Annotated in this window: 18 protein-coding genes; 9 read left to right on the top strand and 9 right to left on the bottom strand. The window is 58.8% G+C overall.

The features are described from left to right. Positions 1 to 2: 2 nt before the first annotated feature. Positions 3 to 1,004, bottom strand: a complete 1,002-nt coding sequence (locus BVU99_RS14545; RefSeq protein ID WP_025303060.1) for a LacI family DNA-binding transcriptional regulator — start codon at positions 1,002 to 1,004, stop codon at positions 3 to 5. Between the two features lie 70 nt (positions 1,005 to 1,074). After that, positions 1,075 to 1,629 carry a D-lyxose/D-mannose family sugar isomerase gene (locus BVU99_RS14540; protein ID WP_025303061.1) on the bottom strand — a complete coding sequence of 185 codons (555 nt, stop codon included), beginning with the start codon at positions 1,627 to 1,629 and terminating at the stop codon, positions 1,075 to 1,077. Positions 1,630 to 1,857: 228 nt separating this feature from the next. Here BVU99_RS14540 and BVU99_RS14535 point away from each other — a divergent pair, with 228 nt between their 5' ends. Genes BVU99_RS14535 through BVU99_RS14515 form a run of 5 tightly spaced genes read left to right on the top strand, consistent with a single transcriptional unit; the run spans position 1,858 to position 8,011 of the window. Next, positions 1,858 to 2,892, top strand: coding sequence for an NAD(P)-dependent alcohol dehydrogenase (locus BVU99_RS14535; RefSeq protein WP_060447753.1), 1,035 nt, complete (start codon positions 1,858 to 1,860; stop codon positions 2,890 to 2,892). Between the two features lie 4 nt (positions 2,893 to 2,896). Further along, positions 2,897 to 4,414, top strand: coding sequence for a xylulokinase (xylB, locus tag BVU99_RS14530; RefSeq protein ID WP_099817188.1), 1,518 nt, complete (start codon positions 2,897 to 2,899; stop codon positions 4,412 to 4,414). Further along, positions 4,411 to 5,916 (top strand): sugar ABC transporter ATP-binding protein, encoded by a 1,506-nt coding sequence (locus BVU99_RS14525; protein WP_099817187.1) that lies wholly within the window; start codon positions 4,411 to 4,413, stop codon positions 5,914 to 5,916. Before xylB ends, BVU99_RS14525 begins: the two co-directional genes overlap by 4 nt. A 16-nt stretch (positions 5,917 to 5,932) precedes the next feature. Beyond that, on the top strand, positions 5,933 to 6,970 hold the full coding sequence (locus BVU99_RS14520; protein ID WP_015378083.1) for an ABC transporter permease: 1,038 nt from the start codon (positions 5,933 to 5,935) through the stop codon (positions 6,968 to 6,970). 33 nt (positions 6,971 to 7,003) lie between these two features. Continuing rightward, entirely contained in the window at positions 7,004 to 8,011 is a 1,008-nt protein-coding gene (locus BVU99_RS14515; RefSeq protein ID WP_025303066.1) for a substrate-binding domain-containing protein, read from the top strand. 143 nt (positions 8,012 to 8,154) lie between these two features. Here the strand turns inward: BVU99_RS14515 and BVU99_RS14510 are convergent, their stop codons facing one another. Beyond that, entirely contained in the window at positions 8,155 to 8,718 is a 564-nt protein-coding gene (locus tag BVU99_RS14510; RefSeq protein WP_025303067.1) for a TetR/AcrR family transcriptional regulator, read from the bottom strand. 127 nt (positions 8,719 to 8,845) lie between these two features. Between BVU99_RS14510 and smfY the strand changes: the two genes are divergently transcribed. Together smfY and BVU99_RS14500 are read left to right on the top strand one after the other, a co-directional pair. Beyond that, a complete protein-coding gene (smfY, locus tag BVU99_RS14505; RefSeq protein ID WP_025303068.1) occupies positions 8,846 to 10,318 on the top strand; it encodes a multidrug efflux MFS transporter SmfY in 1,473 nt (490 codons plus the stop codon). Between the two features lie 200 nt (positions 10,319 to 10,518). Further along, a complete protein-coding gene (locus tag BVU99_RS14500) occupies positions 10,519 to 11,010 on the top strand; it encodes a Dps family protein (RefSeq protein WP_004932132.1) in 492 nt (163 codons plus the stop codon). A 45-nt stretch (positions 11,011 to 11,055) separates the two neighbouring features. Here the strand turns inward: BVU99_RS14500 and BVU99_RS14495 are convergent, their stop codons facing one another. Continuing rightward, positions 11,056 to 11,232, bottom strand: coding sequence for a YciY family protein (locus tag BVU99_RS14495; protein WP_025159792.1), 177 nt, complete (start codon positions 11,230 to 11,232; stop codon positions 11,056 to 11,058). A 242-nt stretch (positions 11,233 to 11,474) separates the two neighbouring features. Between BVU99_RS14495 and cls the strand changes: the two genes are divergently transcribed. Next, the gene (gene cls / locus BVU99_RS14490; protein ID WP_025303070.1) at positions 11,475 to 12,935 is read left to right on the top strand and encodes a cardiolipin synthase; all 1,461 of its coding nucleotides are present in this window, start codon (positions 11,475 to 11,477) and stop codon (positions 12,933 to 12,935) included. A 56-nt stretch (positions 12,936 to 12,991) separates the two neighbouring features. After that, a complete protein-coding gene (locus BVU99_RS14485; RefSeq protein ID WP_004932139.1) occupies positions 12,992 to 13,315 on the top strand; it encodes an HI1450 family dsDNA-mimic protein in 324 nt (107 codons plus the stop codon). Positions 13,316 to 13,388: 73 nt separating this feature from the next. Here BVU99_RS14485 and oppF read toward each other — a convergent pair whose 3' ends face one another. From oppF to oppA, 5 genes are all read right to left on the bottom strand, one after another. Further along, positions 13,389 to 14,390 carry a murein tripeptide/oligopeptide ABC transporter ATP binding protein OppF gene (oppF, locus tag BVU99_RS14480; RefSeq protein ID WP_025303071.1) on the bottom strand — a complete coding sequence of 334 codons (1,002 nt, stop codon included), beginning with the start codon at positions 14,388 to 14,390 and terminating at the stop codon, positions 13,389 to 13,391. Continuing rightward, positions 14,387 to 15,403 (bottom strand): ABC transporter ATP-binding protein, encoded by a 1,017-nt coding sequence (locus BVU99_RS14475; protein WP_043142468.1) that lies wholly within the window; start codon positions 15,401 to 15,403, stop codon positions 14,387 to 14,389. The genes oppF and BVU99_RS14475 overlap by 4 nt, the downstream gene beginning before the upstream one ends. Positions 15,404 to 15,414: 11 nt before the next feature. Continuing rightward, positions 15,415 to 16,323, bottom strand: a complete 909-nt coding sequence (gene oppC / locus BVU99_RS14470) for an oligopeptide ABC transporter permease OppC (protein ID WP_025303073.1) — start codon at positions 16,321 to 16,323, stop codon at positions 15,415 to 15,417. Between the two features lie 14 nt (positions 16,324 to 16,337). After that, a complete protein-coding gene (gene oppB / locus BVU99_RS14465; RefSeq protein WP_004932150.1) occupies positions 16,338 to 17,258 on the bottom strand; it encodes an oligopeptide ABC transporter permease OppB in 921 nt (306 codons plus the stop codon). 83 nt (positions 17,259 to 17,341) lie between these two features. Then, positions 17,342 to 18,979, bottom strand: coding sequence for an oligopeptide ABC transporter substrate-binding protein OppA (gene oppA, locus BVU99_RS14460; RefSeq protein ID WP_049207079.1), 1,638 nt, complete (start codon positions 18,977 to 18,979; stop codon positions 17,342 to 17,344). Positions 18,980 to 19,113: the final 134 nt, after the last annotated feature.

Genomic DNA, 19,113 nt, shown 5'->3' with positions numbered 1-19,113 from the left:
CGTTACGCGACGAGTTTTCCTCGCACCACCACCTTGCCCGGTTTGATCTCGGGGTCGGCAATACGACGGATCGCCAGATTCAAGGCTTGCCAGGCGATCTCTTGCAAATCATGCGACACGCAAGGGAAATGGAAACCGTAGATCTCGGCATGCGAAACCTCATCGATGCTGAACAGCGACACGTCCTGCATCAACGGCAGCCGATGTTCGATACAGGCCTTGATAATGCCCAGGGAGATCTGGTTATTGCAGCCGACGAAAAAGTCCGGCGCGCGGTGATTGGCCAGCCAGCGGCTCGTCTCTTGCCAGGCGACGTCCATAAAGAAATCGGCATACAGCACTTCAAACGACGCCACTTTCCCTTGCAACGCCGCCTGCAGCCCTGTGACCCTGTCCCGTGCAACGTTGGAGTTCTCCGGTCCAGACACCACCACCACCCGCTGCGCTTTCTGTTCCAAAAGCCAGCGCCCCGCCTGGAGACCGCAGTCCAGGTTATCGATATACACGCCGCTGCAGTGGCGATTGTCCAGTTCCCGGTCGATCAGCACCACCGGGATATTCAATGTTTCCAACCGTTTTAGATAGGAGGGCTGGTACAGATGATCGTTGGAAATGACCGAGAGAATGATCGCATCGACGTTGTAGCCAATCAGTTTGTCGATGATTCTGTCTTCGCTTTCCTGAGACTCATAGGAGTCGAACACCAGGGTGTCGTACCCCATTTTTTGCGCTTCGAGCGTCATCAGGCGTGTCAGGCCGCCAAAGAACGGGTTGGCCATATCCGGGTTGACGATGCCAATGGTTCTGCTGCTTTTCGCCCGCAGGTTGCGCGCCGCGGCATTGACCACATAGCCGAGTTCGGCAGCCGTCTCCCGAATGCGGCGCAGCGTTTCCGGATGAACCTTGTCCGGCTGTGAAAATGCCCGCGACGCGGTGATTTTACTGACGTTTGCCTGTGCGGCCACGCTAGCCAGCGTCGCTTTCCGTCCTCGACCCACTGCCAAATGCAGCTCCTTAGCTTAAAGTATCATTTTGTACCATTGGCAACATCATGACAGAACTTTCATCGTGGCGCTAATGGTTTACGCCTGCCAGGCGGTTAATCCGGGGATCGGTAAAGATATCCAGCTCGTCACGGCTCTCGGAAGAGAACTCGGACACCACTGCGCCCCGCTTCCCAGCCTGAAACCAGTGCCGGGTATTGGGGGCGATGGTGTATTGTTCGCCAGGCCGCAAGAGAATATAGCGATTGCAGGTGTACCAAGGTTCTGCGCCCTCTGGCACCCGACATACCGGTTCGCCGCCGGCATCATTAAGCGTCAGGTTTTCATCATCGACAAACAAAAACACCTCTCCCCAACGGCAACGGAACGTCTCTTGCTTGCCGGGTGTGCCGGCAAAGGGAGGATGTAAATGTTCCGGGCAAGTCTGACCAGGAAACAGCACCAGCTCTTTCGCGCAATACCGAGGTGAGTTGACATAGGTCAGCAGCTGCAGCCCTGAGACGGGATAGTCAGCCAAGCCAAACGTCGCAATTTCAATACGTTGCTGTTCTTCCTCAGTCAAAACAATGTCCGCCTCACGCAAGTATTCCAGCGTAGCGGCTATGGCACGTTGTTGTTTGTTCATCATTTCCCCTGCAAAGTAACGGTATCGATATCAGCATGCTGATATTAAAACCGTCATTGCATCGCCGATTTTGTGATCTTCATCCCTATATTGAATAACAACCCACCAGCAAAATTAACTCCCGTCGAGTAATTCCAACATCGATCACAGTTTAACCCCCCGCTTTAGCCCACTATCGCCGCATTGAAATGATATCGTTACCATAAAAATGATTCACCAGGAGGCAATATGAAAGCATTAGTGTTGGCCAAAGCGGGGGAAATCGCTATCGAGGACGTCCAGCTTGCCGAAACGCTGGGGCCCGATGATGTGCAGATAAAAATTCATTCCGTGGGCATCTGCGGCAGCGATGTGCACTATTACCAACATGGCCGCATTGGCCCGTTCGTGGTTAACGCCCCGATGGTGCTCGGCCATGAAGCCGCCGGCGTGGTGCTCGCGACCGGTAAAAACGTCACTCACCTCAGCATCGGCGATCGCGTTTGCATGGAACCCGGCATTCCCGATCTCAACTCGGCGCAGACGCGCGCCGGGATTTACAACCTGGACCCGGCCGTTCGCTTCTGGGCGACGCCACCGGTGCACGGCTGCCTGCGCGAAACCGTCATCCACCCCGCCGCCTTCACGTTCAAATTGCCGGACAACGTCAGTTTCGCTGAGGGCGCCATGGTGGAACCCTTAGCCATCGGCATGCAAGCGGCCACCAAAGCCGGGATCAAACCCGGCGATATCGCACTGGTGATCGGCGCCGGGCCGATCGGCGTGGTCACCGCCCTCGCGGCGCTGGCGGGCGGCTGTTCGGACGTCATTATCTGCGACCTGTTTGACGAAAAACTCGCCGTGGCGGCCAGTTATGAGGGGCTGCACGCCGTCAATATCAAAACCGGCGACCTGGCGGGGAAAGTGGCCGCGCTCACCAGCGGCAATGGCGCCGATGTCGTGTTTGAATGCAGCGGCGCCAAACCGGCTATCGCTACGCTGGCCGAGCATGCGGCGCCCGGGGCGACCGCCGTGCTGGTCGGCATGCCGATCGATGCCGCGCCGATGGATATCGTCGCCGCGCAGGCCAAGGAAATCACCTTCAAGACCATTTTCCGCTACGCCAACATGTACCCGCGCACGCTGCGGCTGTTGAGCAGCGGCAAATTGCGCGTCCAGCCGTTGATAAGCCAAACCTACAAGTTTTCCGACAGCGTAGCCGCTTTCGAGCGCGCGGCGGCAGGACATGCCTCGGACATCAAAATCATGCTGGAAATGGAGTGATCCTATGGCGCTCTATGCTGGCATAGACTGCGGTACGCAAGGCACGAAAGTCGTGATTGTCGACAGCACACAGGGCGTGATCCTCGGTGAGGGCAACGCCCCTCACCGTCTCATCAGCCAAGCCAATGGCCGGCGCGAACAAGAGGCCGACTGGTGGATTGAGGCGTTAGTCATCGCTTTTCGCCAAGCCGTGACTAACGCCGGCGTTGATGCACGGGAGATTCATGCTCTGGGGGTCTCGGGCCAACAACATGGGTTTGTGCCACTGGACGCAGACGGCAACGTGCTGCACAGCGTCAAGCTGTGGTGCGATACCGAAACCGCAGAGGAAAACGAACGGCTCCTGCAACAGCTCGGCGGAGCCAACGGCTCGCTGGAAACACTCGGCCTGCGGATCGCCACCGGTTATACCGCGTCAAAAATCCTTTGGTTCAAAACACACCATCCGGCGCTCTGGGCAAAACTGCACACCGTGTTGTTGCCTCATGACTACTTGAACTTTTGGCTGACCGGGGAGCGCGTAGCGGAATATGGCGACGCTTCCGGCACCGGGTTGTTCGATGTACGCACCCGTCGCTGGAGCAAAACCGCGGTCGATCTCATCGACGACAGCGGCCGCCTGTGGCAAGCCCTGCCGCCGCTCAAAAGCGCGGAATGCTGCATCGGCACGGTGCGCCCCGCCGCCGCGGAAAAACTCGGCCTCGGCCCGGCAGTTCGGGTATCGACCGGCGGCGGCGACAACATGATGGCGGCCATCGGTTCCGGCAACATCGAGGCCGGCACCCTCACCCTGAGTCTGGGCACCTCCGGCACGCTATTCGCCTGGTCTGCCGCCCCCGTCACGGCGGAGTCGGACATGATTGCCGGCTTCTGCTCCAGCACCAATGGGTGGCTGCCATTGATTTGCACCATGAATGTCACCTCGGCCACCACTGCGGTACAAACGCTGCTGGACGAAGACCTTGCCGGCTTTAACGCTTTGTTGACGCAGGCCCCGCCCGGCGCAGGCGGTGTCGAGATGCTGCCGTTCTTCAATGGCGAACGTGTTCCGCCGTTGCCCCACGCGCGCGCCAGTCTGCATAACCTCGATAGCGACAATTTTACCCGTGCCAATCTCTGCCTGGCGGTAGTCGAAAGCGCTACGTATGGGTTGCGCTATGGCATCGAGCTGTTTCGCCGTCAGGGCATTGAAGCGCGCGAGATCCGCCTCACCGGCGGCGGCGCCCGCAGCGCCGCCTGGCGACAAATCGTCGCGGACGTGATGGGGTGCCCGGTAGTCTGTCTGAAAGCCAAAGAGACCGCCGCGCTGGGCGGCGCCATTCAGGCGATGTGGGCGACGACGTTGGCCGACGATCCGCAGCGGAACGCCGGCGCGTTGCTGGCCGAACTGTGCCAGCGTTTCGTTGCGCTGGATGAGGCCACGCGCACACGGCCACATGCTGGCAGACAGGCGCAATACGAGACGCTTTATCAACGGTACCTGCAACGCTTGCTGCAGACCTATCCGGAGGTGCAACTGTGACGCGAGATCCCCAGACGCAAGCGCCCGCCTACCTGCTGGAGGTCAGCGGCGTCAGGAAAGCTTTTGGCCCGGTCGTGGCGCTCAAGAATGCGGAGTTTTGCCTGCGGCGTGGATCCATCCATGCCCTGTGCGGCGGCAACGGCGCGGGTAAATCCACCTTTCTCAGCATTCTGATGGGCTTTATTCAACCCGATGGCGGCGACATTTTTATCAATGGCCAACGCTGTGAGTTTCATCATCCCCGGGAAGCCCTCAACGCCGGCATCGCCATCGTGCAGCAGGAGCTGAGCGCGATCCCGGATCTGACGGTGGCCGAAAACATTTGGCTGGGCCGCGAGCCGAGACGCCTGGGATTCGTCGACTTCGCGACGCTCAACCAGCGCACGACCCGCCTGCTCAAAGAACTCGATTTCAAGATCGACGCCCGAGAAAAAATGCGCAACCTGAGCGTCGCCGAGCAGCAGTTGGTCGAGATCGCCAAAGCGCTGTCGCATGCCAATGCCGACATCATCATCATGGATGAACCCACCTCGGCGATTGGCGAGGAGGATGCGCAAAAAATCTTTCAGACGCTTCAGCAACTGGCGGCGAAAGGTAAAGGCATTATCTACGTATCCCACCGTTTGTCAGAGATATTCCAAATCGCGGACAGCTACACCATTTTCCGCGACGGCGCCTATATCCATGAAGGCTATATCGCTGACATTACCCGTGAGCAGCTGATCGAACACATTATTGGCGGCGAGTACGACAGCGAGTTCGCCAAATTCAATCAGCCCGGTGAAGAGGTCTTGTTGGAGGTCAACGGCCTGTGTTGGCGCAGCAAGATAAAGGATATCAGCCTGCAGCTTAAGCACGGTGAGATCCTGGGCATCTACGGCCTGGTGGGATCGGGCCGCAGCGAGTTTCTCGATCTTATCTTCGGCATTCAGCATGCCGACAGCGGCACGATCCGCTTGGGTGACAAGACGCTGAACCGCCATTCTCCGCGCAAGGCCATCGACAGCGGTATTGCCTACGTAACGGAAGATCGCAAGGAAACCGGCCTGGTGCTGTGCCGTTCCGTCAGTGAAAACATCAATATCGCCTCTTTTGCCGCCATCAGCCGGATGGGGTTTGTCAGCGAGAAACGGGAGCAGGCGCGAACCCGCGACATGATCCAGCGCTTCAACGTTAAAACCCACGATGGCGAACAGCCCGTGGGTAACCTGAGCGGCGGCAACCAGCAAAAAGTGGTGCTGGGCCGTTGGGCGCTGCTGGATCCGGAGGTTTTGCTGCTCGACGAGCCGACGCGCGGCATCGACGTCGGCGCCAAGAAAGAGATCTACCGATTTATGTCGGAGTTCGCCTTGCAAAACAAAGGGATCATCATGGTTTCCTCCGAGCTTTCGGAAATTATCGGCATGAGCGATCGCATATTGGTGTTTCGCGACGGGCAGTTGGCCGGCGAGCTTTCGGCGGCCGATGCGACTCAGGCAGCACTGATGAAACTTGCGGTTTAACAGAGAGAGAAAAAAAATGAGCAGCGCCCACTCCTTATCACCAGGAATTTCATTTTTCACCCGCAATAAGCGCCGTATGCACAAGTACGGCATTATCATCGCCTTTTTCGCCCTGTGCCTGATCGTGGCGCTGATTGGCGAATATCAGGTCGCTCAGGGCGCCTGGAGCAGCAATTATTTTCTCAGCAATGAAAACACCCTGATCGTCCTGCGCCAGGTCTCGATCAACGGCATTCTGGCGATCGGCATGACCTTTGTCATTATTACGGCCGGCGTCGATCTCTCCGTGGGCTCGGTGCTGGCGTTAAGCGGGATCGTCGCCGCTCGCTTCGCCACCAACAACAGCGGATTAGCTATCGGCGACACCGCGACCGCCGTCATGGCGCCGCTGATTGTGGCGCTGGGCATCGGCATCGTTTGCGGCCTGGTGAACGGCACCGTGTTAGCCCGTTATCGGCTGCAGCCGTTTATCGTCACCATGGGCATGCTCTCCGCGGCGCGCGGGTTAACCATGTTGACCACCAACGGCAATCCAGTATCGCAATTGAACAGCGATTTCCGCTGGTTAGGCAATGGCTATGTCGGCGGCGTTCCGGTGCCCGTCATCATCTTCATCGTGCTGTTCGCCCTCGCCTGGCTGGTGCTGAATAAAACCCTCTTCGGGCGTTACATCTACGCCGTCGGCGGCAACCCGAAAAGCGCGCGCACCTCGGGGATTAACGTCACCCGCATCAAAATACTGGTGTATACGCTGTGCGGCGCACTGGCCGGCATCGCCGGCCTGATCCTCACCGCACGCACCGGTTCGGCGCAGACCAACGCCGGCGCAGGGTATGAGCTGGACGCCATCGCGGCGGTGGTGATCGGTGGCACCAGCATGGCCGGCGGTGTCGGTACGCTGGTCGGCACCTTCTTCGGCGTGCTGATTATCGGGGTGATGAATAACGGCCTCGATCTGCTCGGCGTGCAATCGTATTACCAACAAATTATCAAAGGCGCATTGATCGTTCTTGCCGTATTGCTCGACCCATCGCGTAAGCAACAGCGCGATTAATAACATCAGACCCAACTCTACCAGGAGAAAACCATGAATAAGACCAAGATAGCGTTGTTTGCCTCTGCCATGATGCTCGGTAGCCTGTCGGCAGCTCAGGCCGCCCCGGTAAAAATCGCGGTATTGATGTACGGCAACAAAGCCGAGTTCGTGCAATTGATGGAAAGGTTCGGGAAGGAACACCCGGCGGTGAAAAGCGGCGAAGCCGTGCTGACCTTCTACGATGGGCGTTATGATGCATCGGTGCAAAACGATCAGGCCGCCACCGCTATCCAAACGCGCGCCGATGCCATTATCGTCAACCCGATGGATTTTGAGGCCAATATCGATATCGTCACTAATGCCAACGAAGCCAAAATCCCGGTGGTGGTCACCAACGCGCGCCTGAACACGGACGCGATGACGTCTGAAGTGGTGTCTAATGACGAGTTGGGGGGGTATCTGGAAGCCAAAGCCGTCCTGGACAAACTCGACTGCAAGAACCAGAAGGTGAATGTGGTGATTATCGAAGGCCCGAAAGGCGGCAGCGGCGAGATCCAGCGCGGTAAGGGTAACGATAAAGCGATTGCCGAGTGCGGCGCCGGCCAGGTCACGGTACTTGAGCGCAAAACGGCCAACTGGTCACGCGCGGAAGCGCAGCCGCTGATGGAAAACTGGCTGCAGAAACACCGGGGTAAAATCAACGGCGTGATTGGCCAAAACGACGAGATGGCGCTGGGCGCTATCGAAGCGATCAAAGGCGCCGGCCTGAATGTGAAGGACTTCGCGATTGCCGGCGTTGACGGCGTCTCCGACGCGATTCATGCGGTGCAGGCCGGTGAAATGGTCTCTATCCTGCAAGATGCCAAAGGCCAGATGCAGGGTTCCATCGACGTCGCGCTGCGCGCCGTGAAAGGTGAAAGCTATCAACCACAGTCGGACATCTGGAAACAGTACGCCAAGGATCTGAAATGGGAGGGTGGCACGCAGAAGCATTACTACATTCCGTGGACCGTCGTTACCACAGAGAATGCCCAGCAACTGTTGGACGCGCGCAAGTAATGCCCGGAGCCCCCTGCACGCAGGGGGCCTTTGCTCCGAAGCTTGCCGCAGGCAAAAAAAAAGCCAGCACGGAGTGGCTGGCTAAAAAGTTCTTCGAGGGAATATCTTGTGCGATAAACATACGCCTTTCACTGCGGGCTTTACTAGCTATCAGTGCGATAGGCACCCTCAGTTAAAATCAACGCCTGCATATCGGTGAACATCGTTTCCCATTCCGCCTGGTCGATATCCATCAAACCAAAGTAACGCAGCATAAAGGCGCCTTCGGTGGCGAGAAACGCCAGGCGCGCGCGCTTGCCTTCTTCCGTCGTCAAATCCAAACCGGCGATGCGGCTGCGATACCATTCACGCGTGCTCGCCAGATGCTCCGGCGTTTGAATCAGCGTCGCCATTAGCCCGGCGGCCTTGGCGCTGGCGGTCTGATCCGAGCTTTGCGTCGCCAACATATGCGCCCGCACGCCGGTCTGCGGCGAAGGATCGTCACCGGCGATAGCGGCGAACAGCGTCTCGTAGGCACTGCCCCAGCGATCGAACATGGCATCAATCAGGGCGTCTTTGCTGCCGAAACAGTACTGCACCCCGCCCTTGGAGATCCCCATCGCTTTGGCGACGGCGTCAATGGTCAAGCCGGCGGCGCCCTGGGTGGCGACGATCTCTTCGGCGGTGTCCAAAACCTTGTCGCGATCGATGCTGCGTTGACGTCCCATTAAGAAACCCTTCTTTTCAATACGAACGTATGGATATATATTATTGCCAGTATACCACCCGGCATCGCCGGAGGGTTACCACAATGGCGGCGCCTTCGCGCCGCCCACGTTAACTGGATTATGACTTATGTACGCCAAGAACCGCTGGTTAATCCTGACAATGGTCGCCAGCGCCCTGTTCCTGATTGTTATCGACATGACGGTGCTCTATACCGCTCTGCCACGCTTAACCCAGGCGCTGGACGCCAGCGCCTCGCAAAAACTCTGGATCGTCAACGCCTACCCGCTGGTGGTCGCCGGGCTACTGCCCGGCGCCGGCATGCTGAGCGATCGCATCGGCCATAAGCGGCTGTTTCTCGCCGGGCTGCCGGTGTTTGCCGTCGCTTCGCTGTGCGCCGCTTTCTCGCCCACCGCCGAGTGGCTGATCGCCGCGCGGGTATTCCTCGCCGTTGGCGCGGCAATGATGATGCCCGCCACGCTGTCCATCGTGCGCCACGTCTTTACCGACGAACGCGAACGCGCGCTGGCGATCGGCATCTGGGCCTCGGTGGCCTCCGGCGGCGCGGCCATCGGCCCGGTGGTCGGCGGCCTGCTGCTGGAGTATTTCTGGTGGGGATCGGTGTTCCTGATCAACGTACCGGTGGTGTTGCTGGTCTGGCCGCTGGCGTGGAAACTGATCCCGCGCTGCGGCGGCGATAACCCGCGCCCCGCCGATATCGTCGGCTCGGTGCAGATCATGATCGGTCTGGTCGGCGCTATCTATGCGCTGAAGGAACTGAGCAAGCCGGCGCCTGACCTCAGCGCGTTGCTCGCAGCGGCCCTGATCGGCATCCTGTTCCTGGTGCTGTTTGTGCGTCGTCAGCAGCGCAGCGCTCACCCGATGATCGATTTCTCCCTGTTCCGCAACCGGCTGTTCGCCGGCGGCATCGGCGTGGCGTTGCTGTCGATGGTGGCCCTGATCGGCGTCGAGCTGGTGCTCAGCCAACGCTTGCAGCTGGTGCTCGGCCTCAGCCCGCTGCAGGCAGCGCTGTTCATCTTGCCGATCCCGCTGGCCTCGGCGCTGGCGGGGCCAATGGCCGGTTTACTGTTGCCGCGCTACGGTGAGCGCAGCATCATCCTCGGCGGTTTCGTCCTGACCGCCTTCGGCATCGCCGGCCTCGCCCTGTGGTATCAAAGCAGCATGGCACCGCAGCTGGTGAGCCTGGCGTTGGTGGGCTTTGGCCTCGGCGGCGTGATCACCGCCGCGTCCACCGCCATCATGCTGAACGCGCCGGAGGAGAAATCCGGCATGGCGGCCTCTATCGAAGACGTCTCCTACGAGCTGGGTGGCGTGCTGGGCGTGACGCTGCTCGGTGGGTTGATGACGGCGGTCTACAGTCACAGCCTGGCGCTGCCGGCGGCGCTGCCGGTCAGCGATCTGGCCTACGACAGTATCGACGAAGCCCTGCGTCTGGCCGCCGGAATGGCGGCCGATCGCGCGCAGCAGCTGACGCAGCTGGCGCGTTTGGCCTTCGATCGCGCCTTTATTACGGTGCTGATCGCCGCCGCGCTGTTAATGGCGCTGGGCGCCGGCGTGGTAAAACTGGCGCTGCGCAAGTAACCGATAAAAGCGGCTTTTTTCGCCGGCGGATCCTGCGTAAACTGATTCGGCAATTTGCTCGACGGATTTATCGTCATCGGTTTAAGCGATGGTAATGATGCCTGTTATCGTGTTTAACCCTGCGATAAATCCGGTTACTGTAACAGCTATGGAAATTGATTCTGTCTACCCTTGGAACGAATAATCAGGAGAAGATTATTATGGCAACGGCGAAGAAAGCAGCGAAAACCCATATCGGCCTCGACAGTAAACAATCGGCAAAACTCGCCGAAGCGCTGAATGCGCTGTTGGCGAATTATCAGGTGCTGTATATGAACGTGCGCGGCTATCACTGGAATATTACCGGCCCGCAGTTCTTTGAGCTGCACGCGAAATTCGAAGAAACTTACAACGATCTGCTGACCAAGGTGGATGAGCTGGCGGAACGTATCCTGACGCTGGGCTCACAGCCGCGTCACGCTTTCAGCGACTATCTGAAAACCGCCGACATCAAGGAACACACCAACGTGACCGATGATAAGGGCACGCTGCGCGGCCTGTTGGAAGGGTATTCAATCTTGCTGCAGCAGCAGCGTGAACTGCTGACGGTAGCGGCAGACGCCGGCGACGAAGGCACCGCGTCATTGATGAGCGATTATATCAAAGAGCAGGAAAAACAGGTCTGGATGCTCAACGCCTATCTGGGCAAATAACCCTGACGCCATAACAAAACAGTCCCTCTCGGGACTGTTTTCGTTTTACCACTCGCAGGATACCGCAAACAGCAGCGCACGCCGATGCTGATCGTCCAGGCGGCGCCGCACCCGGATAATATGGCGATTGCTGCACGACTGGCGTTCCAGCCAGCGATGCCGGCGACGTTGGCTCTGTCGCAACATGCGCCAACGGCCCACTTCATTTCTACTGCGTCTCATAATTCCGTCACTCGTTCGTCTAATGCCAACCGCGGGCATTATAGCCCTTTCCGCCCGTGATCCAAGCCGCCGTTATCGGCAACATACCGGACGTCGCACCGGCAAAAGCCCCCCTTTCAATTTCGGCAAGTGCCTTAACTTCATCATATTTATGTAACATAAGCGCCGATAAAAGGTTTCGCCTTGCCCGATCTGTGCGTACACTCATCATTGGTGGTTTGCGAACGGGATTTTTCGCCTTTATGACAACATTTTATACCGTAATCAGTTGGCTCATGGTGTTCGGCTACTGGCTGCTGATCGCCGGCGTGACGATGCGCATTTTGATGAAACGCCGTGCGGTTCCCTCTGCCATGGCCTGGCTGCTGGTTATCTATATTCTGCCGCTGTTCGGCATCGTGGCCTATTTATCGTTCGGCGAGCTGCATCTGGGCAAGCGCCGGGCCGAGCGCGCCAAGGCCATGTGGCCGTCGACCGCGCGCTGGCTGAAGGAACTGAAAGAGAGCCGTCGCATCTTCGCCACCGAATACAGTAAAGTCGCCGAACCGCTGTTCCAGCTGTGCAACCGCCGCCAGGGCATCGACGGCGTCAAGGGCAACCAGCTGCAGCTGCTCACCACCACCGACGACACGCTGAAAGCGCTGATCCGCGACATCGAGCTGGCGCGCCACAACATCGAAATGGTGTTCTATATCTGGCAGCCCGGCGGCCTGGTCGATCAGGTGGCCGAATCGCTGATGGCCGCCGCCCGGCGCGGCGTACACTGCCGCCTGATGCTGGACTCCGCCGGCAGCCTGCAATTTTTCCGCAGCCCCTACCCGGCGATGATGCGCAACGCCGGCATCGAAGTGGTCGAAGCGTTGAAGGTCAACCTCTTGCGCGTGTTCCTGCGCCGCATGGATCTGCGTCAGCACCGCAAGGTGGTGCTGATCGACAACTACATCGCCTATACCGGCAGCATGAACATGGTCGATCCGCGCTACTTCAAACAGGATGCGGGCGTCGGCCAATGGATCGATCTGATGGCGCGCATGGAAGGCCCGGTGGCCACCACCATGGGCATCGTCTATGCCTGCGACTGGGAAATTGAAACCGGCAAGCGCATTCTGCCGCCGCCGCCGGACGTCAACATCATGCCGTTCGAGCAGGAAAGCGGCCACACCATTCAGGTGATCGCCTCCGGCCCCGGCTTCCCCGAGGAAATGATCCACCAGGCGCTGCTGACCGCGGTTTATTCCGCGCGCGAGCAGCTGATCATGACCACGCCGTACTTCGTGCCGAGCGACGATCTGCTGCACGCCATCTGCACCGCCGCTCTGCGCGGCGTCGAGGTCAGCATCATCGTGCCGCGCGACAACGATTCGATGATGGTGCGCTGGGCCAGCCGCGCGTTCTTCTCCGAGCTGCTGGAAGCCGGAGTGAAAATTTATCAGTTCGAAGGCGGTCTGCTGCACACCAAGAGCGTGCTGGTTGACGGCCAGCTTAGCCTGGTCGGCACCGTCAATCTGGATATGCGCAGCCTGTGGCTGAATTTCGAAATCACCCTGGTGATCGACGACGACGGCTTCGGCAGCGATCTGGCCTGCGTGCAGGAAGATTACATCGCCCGTTCCCAGTTGCTGAACGCCAAAGAGTGGCTGAAGCGGCCGTTCTGGCATCGCCTGGTTGAGCGCCTGTTCTACTTTTTCAGTCCGCTGCTGTAAAAGCCGCAACGAGCGTGCTTTAATAGCGCCAAATCATTTGTTATCAGGATTTTTTTATGGATTTGAATAACCGCCTTACCGAAGACGAAACGCTGGAACAGGCCTACGACATTTTCCTCGAATTGGCCGGCGACAATCTGGATCCGGCGGATATTCTGCTGTTCAATCTGCAGTTTGAAGAGCGCGGCGGCGCAGAACTGTACGATCCCTCCGAAGACTGGAGCGAGCACGTGGACTACGATCTGAACCCAGACTTCTTCGCCGAAGTGGTGATCGGTCTGGCGGACAGCGACGGCGAGCCAATCAACGACGTGTTCGCCCGCGTGCTGATCTGCCGCGAGAAAGACCACAAGCTGTGCCACATTCTGTGGAAAGAGTGATTCGCCGCTAGCGCATCGGATAAAAAAAGCCCCGCTTATTCAGCGGGGCTTTTTGTTGCCGGCTAGCGGCGCATTACAGCGGATCGACCTTCAGGCAGGATACCGCGTGGCGGAAGCTGCCCTCCAGCAGCGGACGCGTCTTGGCGCACTCCGGCCCGGCGATCGGGCAGCGGGTGCGGAACACGCAGCCGGTTGGCGGGTTGATCGGCGAAGGCAGCTCCCCTTCCAACAGCTGGATCTGTTTTTCCTTCTCCTTGTCCGGATCCGGGATCGGCACCGCCGACATCAGCGCTTTGGTGTAAGGGTGCTGCGGGTTGTGGTACACCTCATCATAGGTGCCCAGCTCCACCGCATGGCCCAGGTACATCACCAGCACGCGATCGGAAATGTGCTTCACCACCGCCAAATCGTGGGCGATAAAGATCAATGACAGCCCCATCTCGCGCTGCAGCTGCTGCAACAGGTTCACCACCTGCGCCTGAATCGACACGTCCAACGCGGAGACCGGCTCGTCGCAGATCACCAGCTTCGGTTCGAGGATCAGCGCGCGCGCGATGCCGATACGCTGGCACTGACCGCCGGAGAACTCGTGCGGGTAGCGGTTGATCAGGTTAGGCAACAGGCCGACCTTCAGCATCATCGCCTTGACCTTGTCCTTCACTTCCTGACGCGGCATTTTCGGGTAGTAGGTGCGCAGCGGCTCGGCGATGATCTCGCCGATGGTCATGCGCGGGTTGAGCGAAGCCAGCGGATCCTGGAAGATCATCTGGATATCGCTGCGGGTTTTACGCCAGTCGGCGTCGCTCATGCCCAGCAGATCTTTGCCCAGCCAGGCGACGCGCCCGCTGGTGGCCTTCACCAGGCCGATGATGGCGCGCGCGAAGGTGGATTTGCCGCAGCCGGATTCGCCAACCACGCCCAGAGTTTCCCCCTCGAACAGCCGCAGCGTGACGCCATCGACCGCCTTCAGGGTTTTCGGCGGCTGCCAGAACCACTGTTTGTCATCATGAATGTCGAAGTGCACTTTCAGATCGGCGACTTCGAGCAGCACTTTCTTGTCGGTTACCGCTGTCATACCAACGCCTCCACCGGTTTAAAGCAGGCGCGCAGGCGCCCTTCCCCAAATTGCTCCAACGGCGGAGCGCTCGCGCACTGTTCCATGGCGTACGGGCAGCGCGGCTGGAACGGGCAGCCTTTCGGCAACCGCAGTAGGTTCGGCGGGTTGCCGGGAATGGTCAACAACGCTTCGCCTTCGGCGTCGAGACGCGGCACCGCATTCAACAGACCAATGGAGTACGGATGGCTCGGCTGGTAGAACACCTCGCGTGCGCTGCCGTATTCCATGGTGCGGCCGGCGTACATCACCAGCACCTTGTTGCAGATGCCGGCCACCACGCCCAGGTCGTGGGTGATCATGATGATGGCGGTGTTGAACTCGCGCTTCAGCTCGTTGAGCAGCGTCATGATCTGCGCCTGGACGGTCACGTCCAGCGCGGTGGTCGGCTCGTCGGCGATCAGCAGCTTCGGCCGGCACAGCAACGCCATGGCGATCATCACGCGCTGGCGCATACCGCCGGAAAACTCGTGCGGGTACATGCGCATGCGCTTGCGCGCCTCCGGCATTTTCACCGCGTCGAGCATGCGGACCGACTCTTCGAAGGCTTCGCTTTTGCTCAGTTTCTTATGCAGCATCAGCACTTCCATCAGCTGTTCGCCAACGCGCATATAAGGGTTGAGCGAGGTCATCGGGTCCTGGAAGATCATCGAGATCTCCTCGGCCCGCAGCTTGTTAAGCTGATTTTCCGGCAGGTTGAGGATCTCGCGGCCGTTGAATTTGGCCGAGCCGCCGATGCGGCCATTGCTCGCCAGCAGCCCCATCAGGGCGAACGCGGTCTGCGATTTGCCTGAGCCGGATTCACCGACGATGCCCAGCGTTTCGCCGGCGCGCAGATCGAAGTTCAGATCGTTTACCGCCGTCACGTCGCCGTCCGGCGTGGAAAACGTGACGCGCAGGTCTTTCACGTCCAGCAGCGGCGACGTTTTGACGCCGGCGCCGGTTTGCAGTTGAGGATGTTCAATGGTGCTCATGGTTGCACTCCTTAACGATCTTTCGGGTCGAGGGCGTCACGCAGGCCATCGCCGATAAAGTTGAAACAGAACAGAGTGACTACCAGGAAACCCGCCGGGAACAGCAGCAACCACGGTGAAACTTCCATTGAGTTAGCGCCGTCGCTGAGCAATGCGCCCCAGCTGCTGAGCGGCTCCTGCGTGCCCAACCCCAGGAAGCTGAGGAAGGACTCGAACAGGATCATGCTCGGCACCAGCAGCGACGCGTACACCACTACCACGCCGAGCACGTTAGGCACGATATGCCGCAGCACGATGTTGCGCGTGGAGACACCGCACACCAGCGCCGCTTCGATGAACTCCTTACGCTTGAGACCGAGCGTTTGGCCGCGCACGATACGCGCCATATCCAGCCACGACACCATACCGATCGCCACGAAGATCAACAGGATATTCTGGCCGAAGAAGGTCACCAGCAGGATCACGAAGAACATGAACGGGAAGGAGTTGAGGATCTCCAGCAGACGCATCATCACCGAGTCGATCTTGCCGCCCAGATAACCGGACATCGCGCCGTACAGGGTGCCGACGATCACCGCCACCAGCGCCGCCGCCACGCCGACCATCAGCGAGATACGCCCGCCAATCGCCACGCGCACCAGCAGGTCGCGCCCGGAGGAATCGGTGCCGAAATAGTGCCCCGATTCCAGGCTTGGCGCGGCGGACATCATCGCCCAATCGGTATCGTCGTAGGCAAATTGCGACAGCATCGGCGCCAGCACCACAAACAGCGTGATCAACACCAGGATGAACAGGCTGCTGACCGCCGCACGGTTATGCATAAAGCGCCGGCGCGCGTCTTGCCACAGGCTGCGTCCTTCCACTTCCAGCTTCTCGCTGAAGTGTTCCAGAGCTTCGCTGTTCTTTTTAGTCAACATCATTCGCGTGCTCCAGATTAATAACGGATTTTCGGATCGATGACCGCATACAGCACATCGACGATCGCGTTGAACAGAATGGTCAGAGCGCCCACCAGAATGGTCAGGCTCAACACCAGGGAGTAGTCGCGGTTCAGCGCGCCGTTAACGAACAGCTGGCCGATCCCCGGCAGGCCGTAGATGGTTTCGATCACCATCGAACCGGTGATGATCCCGACGAACGCCGGGCCCATATAGGACAGCACCGGCAACAGCGCCGGCTTCAGCGCGTGGCGGAAAATGATGCGGCGCATCGGCAAGCCTTTAGCGCGCGCGGTGCGAATGAAGTTGGAGTGCAGCACTTCAATCATCGAGCCGCGCGTGATACGGGCGATGCTGGCGATATAGGCCAGAGACAGCGCCACCATCGGCAAGATGATGAACTTAGGCGCGCCGCCGTTCCAGCCGCCGCCCGGCAGCCATTTCAACGTGATGGCGAAGATCAGCACCAACAGCGGCGCCACCACGAAACTGGGTATCACCACCCCGGTCATGGCGAACCCCATCACCGTGTAGTCCCATTTGGTGTTCTGATTCAACGCGGCGATCACGCCGGCGCTCACGCCCAGCACCACCGCCAGCAGAAACGCGGCCAGGCCGAGTTTGGCGGAAACCGGGAAAGAGCTGGCGACCAGATCGTTGACCGAATAGTCCTTGTATTTAAAGGACGGGCCGAAGTCTCCCTGCGCAAGCTGCGCCAGATAATGACCGTACTGTTTCCAGATCGGGTCGTTCAAATGGTATTTGGCTTCGATATTCGCCATAACTTCCGGCGGCAATGCGCGTTCCCCGGTAAATGGACTGCCGGGCGCCAGGCGCATCATGAAGAATGAGATGGTGATAAGGATAAATAGTGTCGGGATCGCTTCCAATAAGCGACGAAGTATAAATTTAAGCATTGCCCTAACCCTGTGCGACAGCCTGATGACGGCTTATTATTCTCAACATGGGCCGGCGGCCTGCGCCGCCGGCTCTTACCGTATCAATGCTTGATGATGTACAGGTTTTTGTCGTACACGTTATCAAGCGGGTCTTTGCCGGTGTAGCCACCGACGTAAGGTTTCACCAAACGGGCGTTCACATAGTAATACAGCGGAACGATGGCGGAATCTTTATCCAGCTGAACTTCCGCTTTCTGATACAGATCGGCGCGCTCGTCTTTGCTCTTCGCGGTCAACACGTTGGCCATCAGCTTGTCGAACTCGGCGCTCTTATAGTGCGGGGTGTTACTGCTGCTGTCGGACAGCATCATGTTCAGGAACGAACTCGGCTCGTTATAGTCGGCGCACCAGCCGGCGCGCGCCACGTCATAGGTCCCCTGATGACGGGTATCCAGGAAGGTTTTCCACTCCTGGTTCACCAGCTTCACGTCCACGCCCAGGTTTTTCTTCCAGATGGACGCGGCGGCGATCGCCAGCTTCTTGTGCAGATCGGAGGTGTTGTACAGCAGGGAGAAGGTCAGCGGTTTGCCCGGGCCGTAGCCGGCTTCCGCCAGCAGTTTCTTCGCCACTTCGTTGCGTTTTTCCTGCGTCCAGCCGAACCACTCCGGCGCGGTCAGCTTGGCGCCGTCGGTGTATGGCGGCGTAAAGCTGTAGGCCGGCAGATCGCCCTGGTTTTTCACCTTGTTGACGATGATGTCGCGGTCCATGCCCAGCTTCAGCGCTTCACGCACGCGCGCATCGGTGAACGGCGCCTTCTGGTTGTTGATTTCGTAGTAGTAGGTGCACAGGTAAGGATCGACATGCACCTCTTTCGGGATCTCTTTCTTCAGCTTCTGGAACAGTTCGATCGGCATGTTGTTGTAGGTCATGTCGATTTCGCCGGTGCGGTAGCGGTTAACGTCGGTCACTTCCGATGAAATAGGCAGGAACGTCACTTTATTGATGATGGTTTTGGCGTTATCCCAATATTCCGGGTTGCGTTCCAGTACGATGCGTTCGTTGACAATCCAGTCTTTCAGTTTGTAAGCGCCGTTGCTGACGTAGTTGGCTGGCAGCGTCCACTTCTCGCCAAACTTCTCCACCGCGTCTTTGTAAACCGGCTTCATGGCGTAGTGTGGGGTCATTTCAACCAGATAAGGCACCGGCTCGCTCAGGGTCACCTGGAAGGTGTGGTCGTCGATGGCCTTCACGCCCAGCGTCGACTTGTCTTTTTTACCGGCGATGATGTCATCGACGTTTTCCACATGGGCGTACTGCAGGTAGCTGGCGTAAGGCGATGCAGTTTTCGGATCCACTACGCGCTGCCAGCTGTAGACGAAATCTTGCGCCGTCACCGGCTTGCCGTTGGACCATTTGGCGTCTTTACGCAGGTGGAAGGTCCAGACTTTGAAATCTTTGTTATCCCAGCTTTCCGCGACGCCCGGCACGATGGAACCGTCCGGGCTGTTGTTCGCCAAGCCTTCCATCAGATCGCGGGTGACGTTGTTTTCCGGCACGCCCTCGATTTTATGCGGGTCAAGCGACTGCACTTCGGAACCGTTATTTTTGACAATTTCTTGCTTGTCGGCCAGTTGCACGCCGGCAGGAACGTCGGCGGCAAAGGCGGAGGTGGTTGCTGTGATGCCCAGCGCGGCGATGACGCCGGCGGCAATGAGCGTTTTCTTCGTGATGTTGGTCATACTTATCGACTCCAGTTTTTATTATCACAGGCTCTTCGTGGAACCTGCGTTGCCCGTAAGCGGACTCTGTTTTCCCGCCGCCGCGGAACGAATGCGGCGGCCGGCCTTCCCTATATTCCTCCGCGAGTTAGCGC

The organism is Serratia sp. OLAL2 (genome assembly GCF_002752475.1).
GTDB classification, from domain to species: Bacteria; Pseudomonadota; Gammaproteobacteria; order Enterobacterales; family Enterobacteriaceae; genus Serratia; species Serratia bockelmannii.
This window is presented reverse-complemented; position numbering and strand designations above follow the sequence as displayed.